At 70.7% G+C, this 18432-nt stretch carries 14 protein-coding genes; 6 read left to right on the plus strand and 8 right to left on the minus strand.

Annotation, left to right across the window (positions count from 1 at the left end):
* Window positions 1-269: 269 nt before the first annotated feature.
* Together ACH45E_RS40210 and ACH45E_RS40215 are read right to left on the minus strand one after the other, a co-directional pair.
* Window positions 270-1502: an IS701 family transposase gene (locus ACH45E_RS40210; RefSeq protein WP_361453052.1), complete on the minus strand. Its 1233-nt coding sequence runs from the start codon at window positions 1500-1502 to the stop codon at window positions 270-272.
* Window positions 1503-1680: 178 nt separating this feature from the next.
* A complete protein-coding gene (locus ACH45E_RS40215; RefSeq protein ID WP_361453055.1) occupies window positions 1681-2208 on the minus strand; it encodes a hypothetical protein in 528 nt (175 codons plus the stop codon).
* A gap of 53 nt (window positions 2209-2261) precedes the next feature.
* Between ACH45E_RS40215 and ACH45E_RS40220 the strand changes: the two genes are divergently transcribed.
* Window positions 2262-4592 carry an ATP-dependent RecD-like DNA helicase gene (locus tag ACH45E_RS40220; RefSeq protein ID WP_361453058.1) on the plus strand — a complete coding sequence of 777 codons (2331 nt, stop codon included), beginning with the start codon at window positions 2262-2264 and terminating at the stop codon, window positions 4590-4592.
* 329 nt (window positions 4593-4921) lie between these two features.
* Window positions 4922-6211, plus strand: coding sequence for a citrate synthase (locus ACH45E_RS40225; protein ID WP_361453061.1), 1290 nt, complete (start codon window positions 4922-4924; stop codon window positions 6209-6211).
* 782 nt (window positions 6212-6993) lie between these two features.
* On the opposite strand, the gene ACH45E_RS40230 is transcribed toward ACH45E_RS40225, so the two are convergent.
* The 4 genes from ACH45E_RS40230 to ACH45E_RS40245 all read right to left on the minus strand — a co-directional run bounded on the left by ACH45E_RS40230 (window position 6994) and on the right by ACH45E_RS40245 (window position 11360).
* Window positions 6994-9282, minus strand: coding sequence for a heavy metal translocating P-type ATPase (locus ACH45E_RS40230; protein WP_361453064.1), 2289 nt, complete (start codon window positions 9280-9282; stop codon window positions 6994-6996).
* Window positions 9283-9364: 82 nt separating this feature from the next.
* Window positions 9365-9604, minus strand: coding sequence for a heavy-metal-associated domain-containing protein (locus ACH45E_RS40235; protein WP_361453067.1), 240 nt, complete (start codon window positions 9602-9604; stop codon window positions 9365-9367).
* Between the two features lie 73 nt (window positions 9605-9677).
* Window positions 9678-10622 (minus strand): PrsW family glutamic-type intramembrane protease, encoded by a 945-nt coding sequence (locus tag ACH45E_RS40240; protein WP_361453070.1) that lies wholly within the window; start codon window positions 10620-10622, stop codon window positions 9678-9680.
* Window positions 10623-10679: 57 nt separating this feature from the next.
* Window positions 10680-11360 (minus strand): TetR family transcriptional regulator, encoded by a 681-nt coding sequence (locus ACH45E_RS40245; protein WP_361453073.1) that lies wholly within the window; start codon window positions 11358-11360, stop codon window positions 10680-10682.
* A 161-nt stretch (window positions 11361-11521) separates the two neighbouring features.
* Between ACH45E_RS40245 and ACH45E_RS40250 the strand changes: the two genes are divergently transcribed.
* Both ACH45E_RS40250 and ACH45E_RS40255 read left to right on the plus strand, forming a co-directional pair.
* The gene (locus tag ACH45E_RS40250; protein ID WP_361453076.1) at window positions 11522-13741 is read left to right on the plus strand and encodes an MMPL family transporter; all 2220 of its coding nucleotides are present in this window, start codon (window positions 11522-11524) and stop codon (window positions 13739-13741) included.
* 256 nt (window positions 13742-13997) lie between these two features.
* A complete protein-coding gene (locus tag ACH45E_RS40255) occupies window positions 13998-15041 on the plus strand; it encodes a zinc-dependent alcohol dehydrogenase family protein (protein WP_361453079.1) in 1044 nt (347 codons plus the stop codon).
* A gap of 14 nt (window positions 15042-15055) precedes the next feature.
* On the opposite strand, the gene ACH45E_RS40260 is transcribed toward ACH45E_RS40255, so the two are convergent.
* Both ACH45E_RS40260 and ACH45E_RS40265 read right to left on the minus strand, forming a co-directional pair.
* Window positions 15056-15256 (minus strand): MerR family DNA-binding transcriptional regulator, encoded by a 201-nt coding sequence (locus tag ACH45E_RS40260; protein WP_361453082.1) that lies wholly within the window; start codon window positions 15254-15256, stop codon window positions 15056-15058.
* Between the two features lie 248 nt (window positions 15257-15504).
* Window positions 15505-16422 (minus strand): sugar phosphate isomerase/epimerase, encoded by a 918-nt coding sequence (locus ACH45E_RS40265; RefSeq protein WP_361453085.1) that lies wholly within the window; start codon window positions 16420-16422, stop codon window positions 15505-15507.
* Window positions 16423-16549: 127 nt separating this feature from the next.
* Between ACH45E_RS40265 and iolC the strand changes: the two genes are divergently transcribed.
* Window positions 16550-17500 carry a 5-dehydro-2-deoxygluconokinase gene (iolC, locus tag ACH45E_RS40270; protein ID WP_361453398.1) on the plus strand — a complete coding sequence of 317 codons (951 nt, stop codon included), beginning with the start codon at window positions 16550-16552 and terminating at the stop codon, window positions 17498-17500.
* Window positions 17501-17538: 38 nt separating this feature from the next.
* Window positions 17539-18432, plus strand: a complete 894-nt coding sequence (locus tag ACH45E_RS40275) for a deoxyribose-phosphate aldolase (protein WP_399042561.1) — start codon at window positions 17539-17541, stop codon at window positions 18430-18432.

Raw genomic sequence — 18432 nt, forward strand, 5'->3', positions numbered from 1 at the left:
CCGTGAGACCGCCCCCGCACGGCCGAAGTCCCGCTACACTCCCGCCACCCGGCGAAAGACCAGGTCAGACAGCGAAATCCTGCTGGAGTACTAGTAATCCAGCAGTACTTCGTGGCTTGACCTGGGGAAACGCGGAGCGGTGGGAGTGTAGCGGGCAGAGGGCTGTCACGGACGGCTTCTGCCCGCCCGCCCCTCGAACGAGTGGCCCCGACGGCGATAGTGGCAGTGACGGGCAACGGCCTGGCGTCGTCGGCGCCAGCGCGACCAGTTCAACGCGTGGGTGTGGGCACGTGGGTGTCGGGGTGTGCAAGCTGCCAGGAGTCGCCGCACTTCCGCCACGGTGAGCTCGATGACCTCAGCCTCCTCACCAGCGCAGCCCCCTTTTCGCCCTCCCGCGCGGTCATCGCGGCCAGGAAGGCGTGCGCGAGCATCGCGAGGGTGATGTGCCGGTACCAGCCGACATAGCGGCGCACCTCGTACTGGTCCAGGCCGCACTCGTTCTTCGCCGTCTGGAAGCACTCCTCGATCGCCCACCGGAACCCCGCCACCCGCACCAGCACATCCACGCCGACATCCAGCGGTGCGTAGGCGAGGTAGTAGGAGATCTCGTCCGGCCGGTTCACGCTGCGCCGTGCCAGCGCCCACCGTCGACGGATCAGCACGCCGTCCTGGTGGTCGTACTCGGCCACCGGTCGCAACTGCACGGCCGCCCAGTCGTACTCGCGCTGTCCCTTCGCTCCCGCGCCGCAGGAACGGCGCTCCCATGCCTGGTCGGGGGCCTGCTCGAACACCATGTCGATGCGTGGTCCGGCCAGCGAGAACTGGGACTTCGGAACGGCGAGGACGTAGCCGACGCCGGATGTTTCCAGCATCCGGCGGAAGCGGTTGTCCTGTCCGTAGGCGGCGTCCGCCGTCACCCAGGCGATCGGCAGCGGTGAGGACAGCGCCCTGCGGACGATCGTCGCCGCGAGGGTGTTCTTGGTGGCGAACTCCCGCTCGTCGGGGACCTTCGCCGCGCGACAGCGCTCACGGTCGTCGGTCCAGGACTTGGGCAGGTACAGCTCCCGGTCCACCAGGGCGCGGCCGGCTGCGCTGGCATAGGCGGCGAAGACGCCGATCTGGCAGTTCTCGGTGCGTCCGGCGGTGCCGGAGTACTGCCGCTGGACCCCGGCGGAGGTGGTGCCCTTCTTCAGGAATCCGGTGTCATCGACGATCAGCACCCCGTCGGGGCGGCCGAGTTGTTCGGCGATGTAGGTCTGCAGGTCATCGCGGATGCCGTCGGGGTCCCAACGTGCGCGGGAGAGCAGGTGCTGCAGGCCGTCGGGCGTTAAGTGGCCGGCGTGCTCGGCCAGTTGCCAGCTGTTCTTGCGGCCCACCGGCGCGAGCAGTCCGCGCACGTAGTCCCGCATCCGACGGCGGGGTTCGACACGGCCGAAGCGGTGGCCGATGGTGGTGAAGAGGTCATCCAGGTCGCGGTCCCAGGTCTCTGCCTGTGCGGTCATCACGATCGGGGGCTTCCCCGCACAAATGTGCCCCCGCTGTCGGGGCCACTCGTTCGAGGGGCGGGCGGGCAGAAGCCGTCCGTGACAGCCCTCTGCCCGCTAAACTCCCACCGCTCCGCGTTTCCCCAGGTCAAGCCACGAAGTACTGCTGGAGTACTAGTACGACCTCAGTACGACCTCAGACCCAGAACACAACGGCAAGCGCGACAAGCGTCCCGACCGCGATCACCCCGCCGAACACCCCGAACCCGATGGCGATCTTCACGCTCGCGGGCCTGATCTCCCGCCAGCCCAGTTCCCGGGCCACGCCCCGGATCAGGCGGTGCCCCTCGGCGGAGGAGAAGCTGTACTCCTGGCTGCCGTCCAGGCTCCAGGACTTGCTGACGTACACGCTCCGGCCGGTGGACACCGTCTTGCCCAGGCGTACTCCGCCCAGGCCGGCCTCGTACTCGACGGTGCGGACGACGTCCGTGATCGTGAAGGTCTTCTCCTGCGGGCGCAGCGCGACGCGGTAGGTGTGGATCTGGTCGAGCCGGTGCCGGGTCAACAGCTCCTGCCACTGCGGAACGTTGACGTCCACCGTCAGTTCGAGGCCCCACTCCGTCCGGCGCGGGCGGTACGGCGTCCCGGTGGCGGCGGCCTCGATGCGGTTGTGGAACTCCTCGACCGTGTCCTCGGCCGCGCCCGTACTGTCGGCTCCTGTCATGGGCACGCACGGTAGCAGTGCCCACTGTCACACCTCACCGGTAACGTCGGATCATGGCTCAACAGGCGGGGAATCCCACGAACCCCACGGCCGCCACGGCCGCCACGGCCGCCACGGCCCCGACGACCCCCACAGGCGAACGCCGGCTCGCCGTGCTCGAAGGTGTGCTGGAGAGAATCACGTACGCCAACGAGGAGAACGGCTACACGGTCGCCCGTGTGGACACCGGCCGGGGTGCTGGCGATCTCCTCACGGTGGTCGGCGCGCTGCTCGGTGCCCAGGTGGGGGAGTCCCTGCGGATGGAGGGGCGCTGGGGGTCCCATCCCCAGTACGGCAAGCAGTTCACCGTCGAGAACTACACGACCCTGCTGCCCGCCACGGTCCAGGGCATCCGCCGCTACCTCGGGTCGGGGCTGGTCAAGGGCATCGGGCCGGTCTTCGCCGATCGGATCACGCAGCACTTCGGGCTGGACACCCTGACGATCATCGAGGAGGAGCCGAAACGGCTCATCGAGGTGCCCGGGCTCGGGCCGAAACGGACCAAGAAGATCGCCGACGCCTGGGAGGAGCAGAAGGCGATCAAGGAGGTCATGCTCTTCCTCCAGACCGTCGAGGTGTCCACGTCCATCGCGGTGCGGATCTACAAGAAGTACGGAGACGCCTCGATCTCCGTCGTCAAGAACCAGCCGTACCGGCTCGCCGCCGATGTCTGGGGCATCGGCTTCCTCACCGCGGACAAGATCGCCCAGTCGGTCGGCATCCCGCACGACAGCCCGGAGCGGGTGAAGGCGGGCCTTCAGTACGCGCTGTCGCAGTCCGCTGATCAGGGGCATTGTTTCCTGCCGGAGGAGCGGCTGATCGCCGACGCGGTGAAGCTGCTCCAGGTCGACACCGGGCTCGTCATCGAGTGTCTCGCGGAGCTGGCGGAGCCTGGGGAGGAGGGGGAGGAGCCCGGGGTCGTACGGGAGAAGGTTCCGGGCCCCGGCGGCGACTCGGAGCCGGTCACGGCCGTCTACCTCGTGCCCTTCCACCGGGCCGAACTCTCCCTCGCCGGCCAGCTGTTGCGCCTGCTGCGGACGGAGGAGGACCGGATGCCCGGCTTCCGGGGCGTGGACTGGGGGAAGGCGCTGGGCTGGCTGGGAGACCGTACCGGCGTCGACCTCGCCCCCGAGCAGGAGGCCGCCGTGAAGCTGGCGCTCACCGAGAAGGTGGCCGTCCTGACCGGGGGGCCCGGCTGCGGCAAGTCGTTCACCGTTCGCTCGGTCGTGGAGCTGGCCCGCGCGAAGAAGGCGAAGGTGCTGCTCGCGGCGCCCACCGGCCGGGCCGCCAAGCGGCTGGCGGAGCTGACCGGGGCCGAGGCGTCCACGGTGCACCGGCTGCTGGAGCTCAAGCCGGGCGGTGACGCGGCCTATGACAAGGACCGTCCGCTCGACGCCGATCTGGTGGTCGTGGACGAGGCCTCCATGCTGGACCTGCTGCTCGCCAACAAGCTGGTGAAGGCGGTGCCGCCCGGTGCCCACATCCTCTTCGTCGGGGACGTGGACCAGCTGCCCAGCGTCGGGGCGGGCGAGGTGCTGCGGGATCTGCTCGCCGAAGGGAGCCCGATCCCGGCCGTGCGGCTCACCCGGGTGTTCCGCCAGGCCCAGCAGTCGGGGGTGGTGACGAACGCGCACCGGATCAACTCCGGGCAGCACCCGGTCACGGACGGCATGAAGGACTTCTTCCTGTTCGTGGAGGACGACACGGAGGAGGCGGGGCGGCTCACGGTGGATGTCGCCGCCCGGCGCATTCCGGCCAGGTTCGGCCTCGATCCGCGTCGGGACGTACAGGTCCTCGCGCCCATGCACCGCGGCCCGGCGGGCGCCGGCACCCTCAACGGTCTGCTCCAGCAGGCCATCACACCGGGCCGCCCCGACTTGCCCGAGAAGCGGTTCGGCGGCCGGGTCTTCCGTGTCGGCGACAAGGTCACCCAGATCCGCAACAATTATGAGAAGGGCAAGAACGGAGTCTTCAACGGCACCGTGGGCGTGGTCACCTCGCTCGACCCGGTCGACCAGCGCCTGATGGTGCTGACGGACGAGGACGAGGAGGTTCCGTATGAGTTCGATGAACTGGACGAGCTGGCCCATGCGTACGCGGTGACCATCCACCGCTCGCAGGGCAGTGAGTATCCGGCGGTGGTGATCCCGGTCACCACCGGTGCGTGGATGATGCTCCAGCGCAATCTGCTCTACACGGCGGTCACTCGCGCCAAGAAGCTGGTCGTCCTCGTCGGTTCGCGCAAGGCGATCGGCCAGGCAGTGCGCACGGTGTCGGCGGGGCGACGCTGCACGGCGCTGGACTTCAGGCTCCATGCACGGCACTCGGCCTCAGGCCTCATGTAGGGCACCCGGCCTCGGGCTCCGTGCAAGGTACCCGGCCTCGGACGCCATGTAGGGCACTCGGCCTCAGGCCCCGTGCAGGGCACTCGACTTCAGGTGCCAGAGGCCGGACGGACCTGACATCCCGAAAAATGATCGATCAAATGAGTCGTGAAGGTCACAGAGCACTTCCAGATGCCGGATCGAGGGGGCAGGATGAGCAGGTTGGCGGCACTGAGTGCCGTCAATGGGCCCAATGGTCGACCCCGAGTGCACTCTCCTGAGCCAAATGGGGGATGGTAGAGACAGTCAGGGCACCTCGAAGAAGAGGCACTACGTCGGTGAGGGAAGACGTGAGCGACAACTCTGTAGTACTGCGGTACGGCGACGGCGAGTACACCTACCCGGTGATCGACAGCACCGTCGGCGACAAGGGCTTCGACATCGGCAAGCTCCGCGCCCAGACCGGTCTGGTGACCCTGGACAGCGGTTATGGCAACACGGCCGCCTATAAATCCGCCGTCACCTATCTCGACGGCGAGGCGGGCATCCTGCGGTACCGCGGCTACCCGATCGAGCAGCTGGCCGAGCGCTCCACCTTCCTGGAGGTGGCCTACCTGCTGATCAACGGTGAGCTGCCGACCGTCGACGAGCTCACCACGTTCAAGGACGACATCACGCGGCACACCCTGCTGCACGAGGACGTCAAGAACTTCTACAAGGGCTTCCCGCGCGACGCCCACCCGATGGCCATGCTGTCCTCGGTCGTCTCGGCGCTGTCCACGTTCTACCAGGACAGCCACAACCCGTTCGACGAGAAGCAGCGCAATCTCTCCACCATCCGCCTGCTCGCCAAGCTCCCGACGATCGCGGCGTACGCGTACAAGAAGTCGATCGGTCACCCGTTCGTCTACCCGCGCAACGACCTGAGCTACGTCGAGAACTTCCTCCGCATGACCTTCTCGGTCCCGGCGCAGGACTACGAGCTCGACCCGGTCGTCGTCTCCGCTCTCGACAAGCTGCTGATCCTGCACGCGGACCACGAGCAGAACTGTTCGACGTCGACGGTGCGTCTGGTCGGCTCCTCGCAGGCGAACATGTTCGCGTCGATCTCCGCCGGCATCAGCGCCCTGTGGGGCCCGCTGCACGGCGGCGCCAACCAGTCCGTGCTGGAGATGCTGGAGGGCATCCAGGCGACCGGCGGCGACGTCGACTCCTTCATCCGCAAGGTGAAGAACAAGGAGGACGGCGTCCGCCTGATGGGCTTCGGCCACCGGGTCTACAAGAACTTCGACCCGCGCGCCAAGATCATCAAGGCCGCCGCGCACGATGTGCTGTCCGCCCTCGGCAAGTCCGACGAGCTGCTGGACATCGCGCTGAAGCTGGAGGAGCACGCGCTCTCCGACGACTACTTCGTCTCGCGCAGCCTCTACCCGAACGTGGACTTCTACACCGGCCTGATCTACCGGGCCATGGGCTTCCCGACCGAGATGTTCACGGTCCTGTTCGCCCTCGGCCGGCTGCCGGGCTGGATCGCCCAGTGGCAGGAAATGATCAAGGAGCCGGGCTCCCGCATCGGCCGTCCGCGCCAGATCTACACCGGCGTGGTGGAGCGGGACTTCGTTCCGGTCGAGGAGCGCTGACACCTGCCGGTACGGGGCGCCGGGTTTCCGGTGTCCCGCCGCAATGGCGTGGTGGTGGCCGGGGGCCCGGGGGTGGTCCCCCGGGTCGGCACGGTCACCGGCGTGGTGGAGCGGGACTTCGTTCCGGTCGAGGAGCGCTGAGCCTCTTCCCCGGCGTCCGGGAGCGTGCGTGCCTCTCGGACGCCTGAGGCGTACAGCAGCACAGGCGTCCGATGGTGCACGGCAGCTCGGACGCCTGATGACGCACAGCAGAAGGCGCCCTGAGTCGCCGGTCCCCCCACGGGCCGACGACCAGGGCGCCTTCCCATGTCCCGGTGCGGATTCCCCCCACGGGATCCGGCCGGGCGCTCGGAGAGGACAGCGCCTGAATCGCTGTCTGAGCACAACGGGCAAAACCCGTCGTGCTCCAGTGATGCGGTGCGATCTGCCGGGACAACGCACGCAGGGAGGGCCGCTCAAAGCTTCCCGGTGTACGTGCCCCGGCAACGCATCTCTGAGGAAGTCCCCCAAGACATCCCCAGATGCCAGTCAGCGCCCCCCAAGACGCTGGTCTGACATCGCCAACTTAGACCTTCGAACCCCTTCGATGGTTACGTTCGCATCACTGTGATCTGCGTCTCTTGCATATGTCCGAAAGATACGCAAGAGCCCCGATACGACGATCGGGACTCAAGCGTAAGGATGATGCACGAGCCTTGTGAAGAGCTTATGTGAGGTATGCGTCTGACTCTAGGGGGACTCTTACTTCGACTGCCCGAACCCAGAAGTAACTTCGCGGGGCCTCAGTGGAACGTCCGCAGCCGCAGGCTGTTGGTCACCACGAACACCGAGGAGAAGGCCATCGCGGCGCCCGCGATCATCGGGTTCAGCAGCCCCGCCGCGGCCAGCGGCAGCGCGGCCACGTTGTAGCCGAAGGCCCACACCAGGTTGCCCTTGATCGTAGCCAGGGTACGCCGGGCCAGCCGGATCGCGTCCGCCGCCACCCGAAGGTCCCCGCGCACCAGCGTCAGGTCGCCCGCCTCGATCGCCGCGTCCGTGCCCGTGCCCATGGCCAGGCCCAGGTCGGCGGCGGCGAGCGCGGCCGCGTCGTTGACCCCGTCGCCGACCATGGCGACGGTCCGCCCCTCGCCCTGCAGCCGCCGTACGACCTCCACCTTGTCCTCGGGCAGTACCTCGGCGACGACCTCCTCGATGCCCACGGCCCGCGCCACCGCCTCGGCCACCGTCCGGTTGTCGCCGGTCAGCAGCACCGGTGTCAGGCCCAGCGCGCGCAGCTCGCGCACCGCCTCGGCGCTGGTCTCCTTGACCGCGTCGGCGACGGCGAGGACACCACGTGCCACCCCGTCCCAGCCGACCACGACGGCCGTACGACCCTCCTGCTCGGCCCGGGAGCGGGCGGCGGCCAGTTCGTCCGGTACGGCGGTGAAGAGCCGTCCCACGGCCACCTCGCGGCCCGCCACCCGCCCGCGCACGCCCCGCCCGGGGACGTTCTCGAAGTGCTCGGCCGCCGGCAGCGGCCCGACCCGCTCCTCGGCGCCCTCGGCGACCGCCCGGGCGACCGGGTGCTCGGAGGCGTGCTCCAGGGCTCCGGCGAGCCGCAGCACCTCGTCCTTGTCGGCGCCCTCGGCCACGTACACCTCCTGGAGCGTCATGCGGCCGGTGGTGACGGTGCCGGTCTTGTCCAGGACGAGCGTGTCGACGCGGCGCGTGGACTCCAGTACCTCCGGGCCCTTGATGAGGATGCCGAGCTGCGCGCCGCGCCCGGTGCCGACCATCAGCGCGGTCGGGGTCGCGAGCCCGAGCGCGCAGGGGCAGGCGATGATCAGTACGGCGACGGCGGCGGTGAAGGCGGCGACGGTGTCACCGGTGACGCCCAGCCACACCGCGAAGGTGCCGAGCGCGATGAGGATGACGGCGGGTACGAAGACCGCCGAGATCCGGTCCGCCAGCCGCTGCACCTCGGCCTTGCCGTTCTGCGCGTCCTCCACCAGCCGCGCCATCCGGGCGAGCTGGGTGTCGGCGCCGACCCGGGTGGCCGTGACGACCAGCCGGCCGCCCGCGTTCACCGTCGCTCCGGTCACGGCTGATCCGGGGCCGACGTCCACCGGCACCGACTCGCCGGTCAGCATGGCGGCGTCGACCGCGGAGACGCCCTCGACCACCGTGCCGTCCGTGGCGATCTTCTCGCCGGGGCGGACCACGAACCGGTCGCCGACGGCCAGGGAGGCCACCGGGACGCACACCTCACGGCCGTTCCGGAGTACGGCCACCTCCTTGGCGCCGAGCTCCATCAGTGCCCGCAGGGCGGCCCCGGCGCGGCGCTTGGAGCGGGCCTCCAGGTAGCGGCCGAGGAGGATCAGGGCGACGACTCCGGAGGCCACCTCGAGGTAGATCGTGGACGCGCCGTCCATACGGGAGACGATGAAGCGGAACTCGTCGTGCATGCCGGGCATGCCCGCGTCGCCGAAGAACAGCGCCCACAGCGACCAGCCGTACGCGGCGAGCGTGCCGACCGAGACGAGCGTGTCCATGGTGGCGGCGCCGTGCCGGGCGTTGGTCCAGGCGGCCCGGTGGAACGGCCATCCGCCCCAGACGACTACCGGAGAGGCGAGCGTGAGCGAGAGCCACTGCCAGTTGTCGAACTGGAGTGCGGGGATCATGGCGAGCAGGACCACGGGAAGGGCGAGCGCGGTGGAGACCGCGAACCGCTGGCGCAGGGCCGCCAGTTCGGGGTCCTGCTCGGTCCCGGCGGGTGTGTCGTCCTCGGCGGGCTCCGGCGGCGGGGGCTCCTCGGCCGTGTACCCGGTCTTCACCACGGTGGCGATCAGGTCGGCGACCTGGACCCCCGGGGGGTAGGCGACCTTGGCCTTCTCGGTGGCGTAGTTCACCGTGGCGCTCACGCCGTCCATGCGGTTGAGCTTCTTCTCGACGCGGGCGGCGCAGGAGGCGCAGGTCATCCCGCCGATGAGCAGTTCGACCTCGAAGGCGCCGGCTGTCGTGTCCGACGGAGCTTCCGACGGCGCTTGTGAGGGCGTGCCTATGGCTGTCTCTGCGGTGGTGGTGCTGGTCATGTCCGGACTCCAGACGACGGACCGAGCCGCACGGAGCCAGTATCAGCTGGTCGGTACGGCCCGGTCGGAGAGTGAACGGAGATCAGGCGCGGCCCGCCAGTTCGAAGCCGGCCTCGTCGACGGCGGCGCGGACGGCCTCCTCGTCGAGCGGGGCGGTGGAGACGACGGTGACCTCGCCGGTCGACGCGACGGCCTTCACCGAGGTGACGCCGGGAATCTCTGAGATCTCCCCGGAGACGGAGCCCTCGCAGTGGCCACAGCTCATCCCGCTCACCTTGTAGACGGTGGTAACGGATCCCGGGGTGTCGGTCGGGGCGGTCATGTCATTACTCCTCGTCGTGACTGGTGGGGCCGACGAGGCCCACAGTGGGGCCTGCACTCTTGAGATTATACCCCTAGGGGGTATTTCTCCAAGAGGCTCCGCGGCGCGCCAGCGAGCGCACCCGGGCGATGCCCAGGAGGGAGACGAGTACCAGTCCGCCGACCGAGAACACCGCCAGGAGGTGGTCCTGTGCGGTTGTCGGCCGTGGGACGTACCCCTGCGCGAACAGCTGCCGGGCCGGGTACGGCCCGGCCAGCCGGGTCACCAGCCAGAGGGCGACGCCGTGGGTGGAGTCCGACAGCGTGTGCAGCAGGCCGGCGCCGAGCCAGGCGGCGAGGGCCGGTGCGCCCAGGCGGAAACGGCCGTTCGGGCGGCGGTGCGCGAGCAGGGCCCCGCCCGCGATCGCGGTCCACAGGCCGTGTCCGAGCGGTGCGAGGATCCCGTGCAGGAGCTCGGTCTCCAGCAGGGTTCGCAGATCGAGGCCGTCCGCGGACAGGGCTGTCTCGAAGGCGTGGCCGGAGCCCTCGAAGGCCGCGAAGCCGCAGCCGACGGCCGCGCCCAGGACGAGGCCGGCCCGCATGCCGTGGATCCCGGGCAGCCGGCGCAGTACGAACATCAGCGCGCCGAGCTTGGCCGCCTCGGTCAGTCCGACGCCCGCGAACATCCGCAGCGACGGGTGGAGCAGGTGGTGCCCCGGCACCGACGCGCCCAGCACGCCGAGCGCGCCGCCGGCCAGGAAGCAGCCGAGGACGGCGCTGACGCCCAGGTCGCGGCCGTGCCGCTCGTACGCCCACAGGACGAAGGCGACGGGGAGGAGGAAGCCGCCGAGCAGGATGACGGTGGGCAGGAGCGTGGTGTCCGCCGTCGCGTACGTCACGAGCCCGGCCGCCGCCCACACGGCCAGCCCGGCGCCCAGGCAGAGTCTCCACAGGCCCGCGCGGATCCGCGGGTACGGGGGAGGGGGCTGTTGCGGGCCGGGGATGCGGGCGCGGGGGGTGCCGGGCGGTGGGTGGGTCACGGCGGTCCCCCTCGGGCTCCTGCTGGGCGATTTACCCGAACCCTATGCAGGTGACCTTTATGTCGCAGTCCGGGGGCGGCCGGTGGTGTCCGCGTGGCCGGGCCGGTCGTCGACGAGGGGGTCGAGGTAGCGGACCAGTACGTGCTTCAGCTCGCGGACGTACGCGTCGCGCTCGGCGCCCTCGTGGGCGAGGACCAGCTCCAGGCCGGCCTTGTAGATGCCTAGGCAGACGTGGGCCGTGCGCGTGAGTTCGGCGGGGGAGGCGTCGGCCAGGAGGACGGCCAGCAGGCCCTCGATGCGGCCGACCAGTGTGGCGTGCAGGGCGTCGTGCTCCTCGGCGATCCGGCCCGGAATGTCGGGGCCGTGCATCAGTGCGAAGAACACCGGGTGCTCGCTGTTGAAGGCGATGAACCGGTCGACGGCGGCACCCACGGCCTCCTCCAGCGAGGTGGCCGGATCGACCGGGGCGAGCGCCTCGCCGTAGGTCGCCCGCATCTCGTGCACGAGGCGGTCGCCCAGCTCGATCGCGATCGCTTCCTTGTTCGGGAAGAACTGGTAGAGGGTGCCCGGGGAGACGCCCGCCTCGCGGGCGATGGCGTTGGTGCTGGCGGCCGTGTAGCCGGTGCTGCAGAAGACGTCGGCGGCGGCTTGCAGCAGCTGGGCGATGCGGCGCTCGCCGCGTGCCTGGCGGCGGCGCGGCTGCTCCTTCCCCTGACTGTCGGCGGTGTCGTCGGGCACCCGTTTATCCCCAGCTCTCCGAACGTGATTGACAAACACGAGTGGTCGCTCGCATTCTTGAGAAACGCGAGCGATGTCTCGTGTTTGCCAGTCTATGGCTATGGCGACCCATGCCGCCTGTCTGCGTACGGCACGGGTCATGGTGAAGGGGACACCGCACGATGACCGAAGTCAACCGCCCACCCCAGCCCGGTGGCTGGACCCGCTTCGCCACAGCCCGCCCGCGGTTGTCACTGCTCGCGGCCCTGGTGCTCACCGTGCTCGCGGTGCTCGCCGGCAGCGGTGTCGCCGACCGCCTCGGCAGCGGCGGCTGGGAGGACCCGGCCGCCGAGTCGACGTACGCGACCAAGGCGCTGGAGCGCGAGTTCCCCGACTCCCAGCCCAACCTGCTCCTCCTCGTGGACTCCGGCCGCTCCTCGGTCGACGACCCGGCGGTCGCCGCCGAGGCCCGAAGTCTCGCCACCCGCCTGGCCGGTGAGAAGGGCGTCACGGGCGTCGGCTCCTACTGGCAGGCCGAGCCCTCGGTGGCGGCCGCCCTGCGCGCCGAGGACGGCCACGAGGCGCTGATCGCCGCCCGTATCACCGGCGACGAGAAGGAGATGGGCCGGACCCTGGACCGCATAGCCCCGTCCTACCGGGGGACGCACGGCCCGGTGAAGGTGCGGGTCGGCGGGGTCGTCGCCGTGCGGCACGAGATGCAGACGATCATCCAGGAGGACCTGGCCCGCGCCGAGATGATCGCGCTGCCGGTGACGCTGGTGCTGCTGGTGATGGTCTTCGGCAGCGCCGTCGCGGCCCTGCTCCCGCTGGGCATCGGCATCGTGGCCATCCTCGGCACCAACGCGGTACTGCGCGGCCTGACGGAGTTCACCGACGTCTCCGTCTTCGCTCTGAACCTCACCACCGCGCTGGGCCTCGGCCTCGCCATCGACTACGCCCTGTTCATCGTGCGCCGCTTCCGCGAGGAACTCGCCGCCGGAGCCGAGCCGCTCACGGCCGTCGCCACCACCCTGCGCACGGCGGGGCGCACGGTGCTCTTCTCCTCCCTCACGGTCGCGGTCTCCCTGGCGGCGATGCTGCTGTTCCCGCAGTACTTCCTGCGCTCCTTCGCCTACGCCGGCATGGCCGTGGTGCTGCTCGCGGCGGCGGCCGCACTGATCCTGCTGCCGGCGGCCCTGGTACTGCTGGGCCATCGGGTGAACTCCCTGGATCTGCGGCGGGCGTTCCGGCGGGGCCGCCCGGCGAAGGCATCCGGCGAGGAGGGCACGGCCTGGGGCCGCGCGGCGACCCTGGTCATGCGCCGGGCCCCGCTCTTCGCCGTGGCGACCACCGTCGGGCTGGTCGTCCTCGGACTGCCCTTCCTGGGCGTGAAGTTCGGCACCGCCGACGACCGTCAGCTGCCTTCGAGCGCCGAGTCCCACGTCGTGCAGCAGCACATCCGGGACGGCTTCCCGGGGAGCCCCGGCGGCGGACTCGAAGTGCTCGCGGAGGGCAGGGCGAGCCAGGCGCAGTACGCCGCCTACAAGCAGAAGGTGGCGGCCCTGCCCGAAGTGGCGCGGGTCGACGGCCCGCTGGTGAAGGGGGACGCGGCCTACTTCACGGTGCTGCCCAAGGGTGAGGCCGTCGACGACGCGGCACAGCGCCTGGTGGGGGACCTGCGCGCGGTGGACGCGCCGTTCAGCACTGATGTGACCGGCACGGCGGCCGTCCTGGTCGACTCCAAGCACGCGATAGCCGAACACCTGCCGTGGGCGGCCGCGTTCATCGCGACCGTCACTCTGCTCCTGGTCTTCCTGCTCACCGGCAGTGTGCTGATACCCGTGCAGGCGGTGGTGCTCAACGCGCTCAGCCTGACCGCCATGTTCGGCGCGGTGGTCTGGGTGTTCCAGGACGGCCACCTCGCCGGCCCGCTGGGCTTCACCAGCTCCGGCTCCATCGAGACGACCCTGCCCGTCCTGATGTTCTGCGTGGCCTTCGGCCTCTCCATGGACTACGGCGTGTTCCTGCTCTCCCGCATCAAGGAGGAGTACGACCGCACCGGCGACCACAACGAGGCGGTGCGCCACGGGCTGCAGCGCACAGGTGGGCTGATCACCGCGGCGGCGGTCATCCTCGCGGTGGTGATGGTCGCGATAGGTACCTCCCGGGTGACCAACACCAAGATGCTCGGCCTCGGTATCGCGCTGGCGGTGCTGATGGACGCCATGGTCGTCCGCAGCCTGCTGGTCCCGGCGATCATGCGGCTCACCGGGCGCGCGACCTGGTGGGCGCCGGCTCCCCTGCGCCGGCTCCACGAGCGGTTCGGTCTCAGCGAGGGCGAGGCGTCCCCACCTGCCGCAGAGTCGGAGGAGGAACGGGACAAGATCGGCGCGCGGGGCTAGGGCCTGTCGTCACATTCCCGTCTGCCCCGCGACGCCTGGCACGCTCCCCCACTGCCTCAAGGGCGTGGGAGGTGCCCCCACTCGCCGCACCGGGCGAAAGCCCACGTACGTCCGGTCCGTCGACGGGGCCTTCCGCCCGGCACGGCGAGAGCACGCGCCAGACGCCGCGGGGCCGCCCTTCGGGCGACGACGGGAATGTGACGACAGGCCCTAGCGTTCGCGGTGACCTGCGGACGGAAGGCGAGGGCGAAGAGGCATGCGCGCTGTGGTGTTCGAGCGGTACGGGGAACCGGCCGAGGTGCGGGAGGTGCCGGATCCGGAGCCCGCCGAGCACGGCGTCGTGGTGCGTGTCGAGGCCACCGGCCTGTGCCGCAGCGACTGGCACGGCTGGATGGGCCACGACCCGGACATCACGCTGCCGCATGTGCCCGGTCACGAACTCGCCGGGACCGTGGAGGCGGTCGGCGACCGGGTGACCCGCTGGCGCCCCGGTGACCGGGTCACCGTGCCCTTCGTCTGCGCCTGCGGCAGCTGTCCCGCCTGCGCGGCCGGCGACCAGCAGGTGTGCGAGCGGCAGACCCAGCCCGGCTTCCACCACCGGGGCTCGTTCGCGCAGTACGTGGCGCTCGACCACGCCGATGTGAACCTGGTCGCCGTACCGGACGACCTGTCCTTCGCGACGGCGGCCGGGCTCGGCTGCCGGTTCGCGACGGCCTTCCGGGCGGTGGTGCAGCAGGGGCGCGTGGCCGCGGGGGAGTGGGTCGCGGTGCACGGCTGCGGGGGCGTGGGCCTGTCGGCGGTGATGATCGCGGCGGCGTCGGGGGCGAGGGTCGTCGCCGTCGACGTGTCACCGGCGGCACTGGAGCTGGCGCGGACGTTCGGGGCGGCTCAGTGCGTGGACGCCACGCGGACGCGGGACACGGCCGCCGCGATCCGTGAACTGACCGGCGGCGGTGCCCACCTCTCCCTGGACGCGCTCGGTTCCCCTGCCACCTGCGCGGCGTCCGTCGACTCGCTGCGCCGCCGCGGCCGGCACATCCAGGTCGGCCTGCTCCCCTCACCTGACGGCACGACCTCCGTGCCCATGGCCCGCGCCATCGCCCTGGAACTCGAACTCCTCGGCAGCCACGGCATGGCCGCCCACGCCTACCCGGGCATGCTGGAGCTGGTCCGCGCGGGAGTGCTGCGCCCCGACCTGCTGGTGACCTCGACGATCCCGCTGGACGCGGCCCCGGCCGCGCTCGCCGCGATGGACACGGCACGCGGCGCGGGAGTCACCGTCGTCGAACCATGGAGTTGACGCCTGTCGGGGTACTAGGTCTGGTCCCGGCCGCGGTTGCGGGGTCTGGAGGCGACCCAGGCGCGGACGGTGTCGGCGTACCAGTAGGGCTTGCCGCCCTCCACGCGGTCGGGCGGGGGCAGCAGTCCGTGCTTGCGGTAGGACCGTACGGTGTCCGGCTGCACCCGGATGTGCGCCGCGATCTCCTTGTACGACCAGAGTCTTCGGTCGGTCATGAGTTGCACCTCCCCGCGCGCGCCACGGTCGGCGGCCGGGGGCGGCCGTCGGTGGAGCCGGGCGCTGCACTGGTGATCATCAGCCTGTGCCCGGTGAACGACACACGGTGACTGTCAGGGAGGGGCTGTCGAAGGGATGTGACGGGGGGTCCGCGTACACGGGACATGTGTGACAGGGGGCGCATGTTTGTGACAGAGGTGACGCAAACGGCCCACAGGTCACGGGACACGGCCCACGGTAGGACGGCCTACGCCCCGCAGGACCTCAGGAACGCCCGGGTCCGCCGGGCGATCGGGAGGGGCTTGTCCGGGTCGCACGGGTACATGTCCTGCTCGACGATCGCGAACAGGTCGACGTCCAGTTTCTGGGCCGCATCGAGGACCGGGCCGAGCGCGGGTACTCCGGCCGGGGGCTCGCACATCACGCCCTGGGCGACCGCCGGGCCGAACGGGGTGCCCTTCGCCCGTACGTCCGCGAGGATCTCCGGGTCGACCTGCTTGAGGTGGAGGTAGCCGATCCGTTCGCCGTAGGTCTCGATCAGCTTGACGCTGTCGCCGCCGCAGTAGGCGTAGTGCCCGGTGTCCAGGCACAGCGAGACCAGGGAGGAGTCGGTGCCGTCGAGGAAGCGGGTGACGTTGTCCTCGCTGTCGATGTGGGTGTCGGCGTGCGGGTGGACGACGATCGACAGGCCGTAGCGTTCCCGCACCTCGTGCCCGAGCCGCTCGGTCAGCGAGGTCAGGTTGCGCCACTGCTCGGGGGTGAGCGTGTCCGGCTCCAGTACCTCGCCGGTCTTGTCGTCGCGCCAGAAGGACGGGATCACGACCAGGTGCCGGGCGCCCATCGCCTGGGCGAGCGCGGCGTTGTCCGCGACGTGCGCCCACGTCTTCTCCCACACGGCCTCGCCGTGGTGCAGGCCCGTGAAGACCGTGCCGGCCGACACCTTCAGACCGCGCCGGGCCGTCTCCTCGGCGAGCACGGCCGGGTCGGTCGGCAGATAGCCGTAGGGGCCCAGCTCGATCCACTCGTAGCCGGAGTCGGCGACCTCGTCGAGGAAGCGCTGCCAGGGCACCTGTGCGGGGTCGTCCGGAAACCAGACGCCCCAGGAGTCGGGGGCCGATCCGATGCGGATGCGGGACAGTGGGGCTTGAGGCGGCAACGACGTCATGGCCGTCAGCCTGCGGTCGGCAGAAAGCGCGTGTCAAGCTCTGGTCCGAATGTCTGGACAAAACATTGACAGGCTCCCGGGTGCGGGGCTACAAACCGGGGGGAGAGCCGTGACGAAGGGAAGCCGGATGGCGTACGACCTGATCACCATGGGGCGGATAGGGGTGGACCTCTACCCGCTTCAGACCGGTGTACCGCTCGCGCAGGTGTCGTCCTTCGGCAAGTTCCTCGGCGGGTCGGCGACGAACGTGGCGGTCGCCGCGGCCCGCCTCGGCCGGAACACCGCCGTGATCACCCGGACCGGTGACGACGCCTTCGGCACCTATCTGCACGAGGCCCTGCGCGGCTTCGGCGTGGACGACCGCTGGGTGACCCCGGTCGCCGGGCTGCCCACGCCGGTCACCTTCTGCGAGGTCTTCCCGCCGGACGACTTCCCGCTGTACTTCTACCGGCAGCCCAAGGCGCCCGACCTGGAGATCGACGCCCATGAACTGGACCTCGACGCCATCCGCGCCGCGAGCGTCTTCTGGGTCACCGGCACGGGTCTGAGCGAGGAGCCGAGCCGTACGGCGACGCTCGCGGCCCTCGCGCACCGGGCCAAGGCCGGCACGACGGTCTTCGACCTCGACTGGCGGCCCATGTTCTGGACGGACCCCGACGCGGCCCGCCCCTTCTACGCCGAGGCCCTGCGGCACACCACGGTCGCCGTCGGCAACCTCGACGAGGTGGAGGTCGCCACCGGGGTGCGCGAGCCGCACGCCGCCGCCCGCGCCCTCCTCGACGCCGGCGTGGAGCTCGCGGTGGTGAAGCAGGGACCCAAGGGCGTCCTCGCGGTCAACAGTGCGGGCGACACCGCCGAGGTCCCGCCGCTCCCGGTGAACGTCCTCAACGGACTCGGCGCCGGCGACGCCTTCGGCGGCTCCCTCTGCCACGGCCTGCTGGCCGGCTGGGACCTGGAGACGATCATGCGGCACGCCAACGCGGCCGGCGCCATCGTCGCCTCCCGCCTGGAGTGCTCCTCCGCGATGCCCACCCCGGACGAGGTGGCCGCCGCGCTCGAGGCGGGAGCGGTTCTGTGAGCACCCAGCACGTCGTGAGCGCCGGGGACGGCGCCGGGCTGCCGAAGGTGGACGTCTCCGCGCTGGTCCACACCCGCACCCACCACCCCGAGGCGATCGCCGAAGCCGCCACCCGCCGCGCCCGCCGGCCGCTGCTGAACGACCACGGCCGGCTGATGATCGTCGCCGCCGACCACCCGGCCCGCGGCGCGCTCGGCGTCGGCGACCGCAAGCTGGCCATGGCCAACCGCGTGGACCTTCTCGAACGCCTCTGCCTGGCGCTCTCCCGGCCGGGCGTGGACGGCGTCCTGGCCACCGCCGACATCCTGGACGACCTGCTGCTGCTCGGCGCCCTCGACCACAAGGTGGTCCTGGGTTCGATGAACCGCGGCGGCCTCCAGGGCGCCTCCTTCGAACTCGACGACCGTTTCACCGGCCACCGCCCCGAGGACATCCAGCGCCTGGGCTTCGACGCGGGCAAGCTGCTGCTGCGCATCGACTACGACGACCCGGGCTCGCTGACCACCCTGGAGTCCACGGCCCGCGCCATCGACGAGATGGCCGCCCGCCGGCTCCCGGTCTTCGTCGAGCCGTTCATCAGCCGCCGTAACGAGGACGGGCGGCTGCGCAACGACCTGAGCGCGGAAGCGGTCACCAAGTCGATCGCCATCGCCTCGGGACTGGGCGGCAGTTCGGCCTACACCTGGCTGAAGGTCCCGGTCACCGACAATCCCGACGACATGGCGCGGGTCATGGAGACCTCCACGCTGCCCGCCGTACTGCTCGGCGGCGACATCGGCGACTCGCCCGAGGACCAGGACGCCGCCTACGAGAAGTGGCGGGGCGCGCTCCAACTCCCCACCGTGCGCGGCCTGGTGGTCGGCCGCTCGCTGCTGTACCCGGCGGACGGCGATGTGGCCGCCGCCGTGGACACCGCCGTCGGACTGCTGTGA

The sequence above is a fragment of the Streptomyces sp. NPDC020299 genome (genome assembly GCF_044387825.1).
GTDB lineage: Bacteria > Actinomycetota > Actinomycetes > Streptomycetales > Streptomycetaceae > Streptomyces.

Coding starts and splice junctions, on each gene's coding strand:
- ACH45E_RS40210 (WP_361453052.1), bottom strand. CDS start 1,502: ATGACCGCACAGGCAGAGACCTGGGACCGCGACCTGGATGACCTCTTC.
- ACH45E_RS40215 (WP_361453055.1), bottom strand. CDS start 2,208: ATGACAGGAGCCGACAGTACGGGCGCGGCCGAGGACACGGTCGAGGAG.
- ACH45E_RS40220 (WP_361453058.1), top strand. CDS start 2,262: ATGGCTCAACAGGCGGGGAATCCCACGAACCCCACGGCCGCCACGGCC.
- ACH45E_RS40230 (WP_361453064.1), bottom strand. CDS start 9,282: ATGACCAGCACCACCACCGCAGAGACAGCCATAGGCACGCCCTCACAA.
- ACH45E_RS40235 (WP_361453067.1), bottom strand. CDS start 9,604: ATGACCGCCCCGACCGACACCCCGGGATCCGTTACCACCGTCTACAAG.
- ACH45E_RS40250 (WP_361453076.1), top strand. CDS start 11,522: ATGACCGAAGTCAACCGCCCACCCCAGCCCGGTGGCTGGACCCGCTTC.
- ACH45E_RS40255 (WP_361453079.1), top strand. CDS start 13,998: ATGCGCGCTGTGGTGTTCGAGCGGTACGGGGAACCGGCCGAGGTGCGG.
- ACH45E_RS40260 (WP_361453082.1), bottom strand. CDS start 15,256: ATGACCGACCGAAGACTCTGGTCGTACAAGGAGATCGCGGCGCACATC.
- ACH45E_RS40265 (WP_361453085.1), bottom strand. CDS start 16,422: ATGACGTCGTTGCCGCCTCAAGCCCCACTGTCCCGCATCCGCATCGGA.
- iolC (WP_361453398.1), top strand. CDS start 16,550: ATGGCGTACGACCTGATCACCATGGGGCGGATAGGGGTGGACCTCTAC.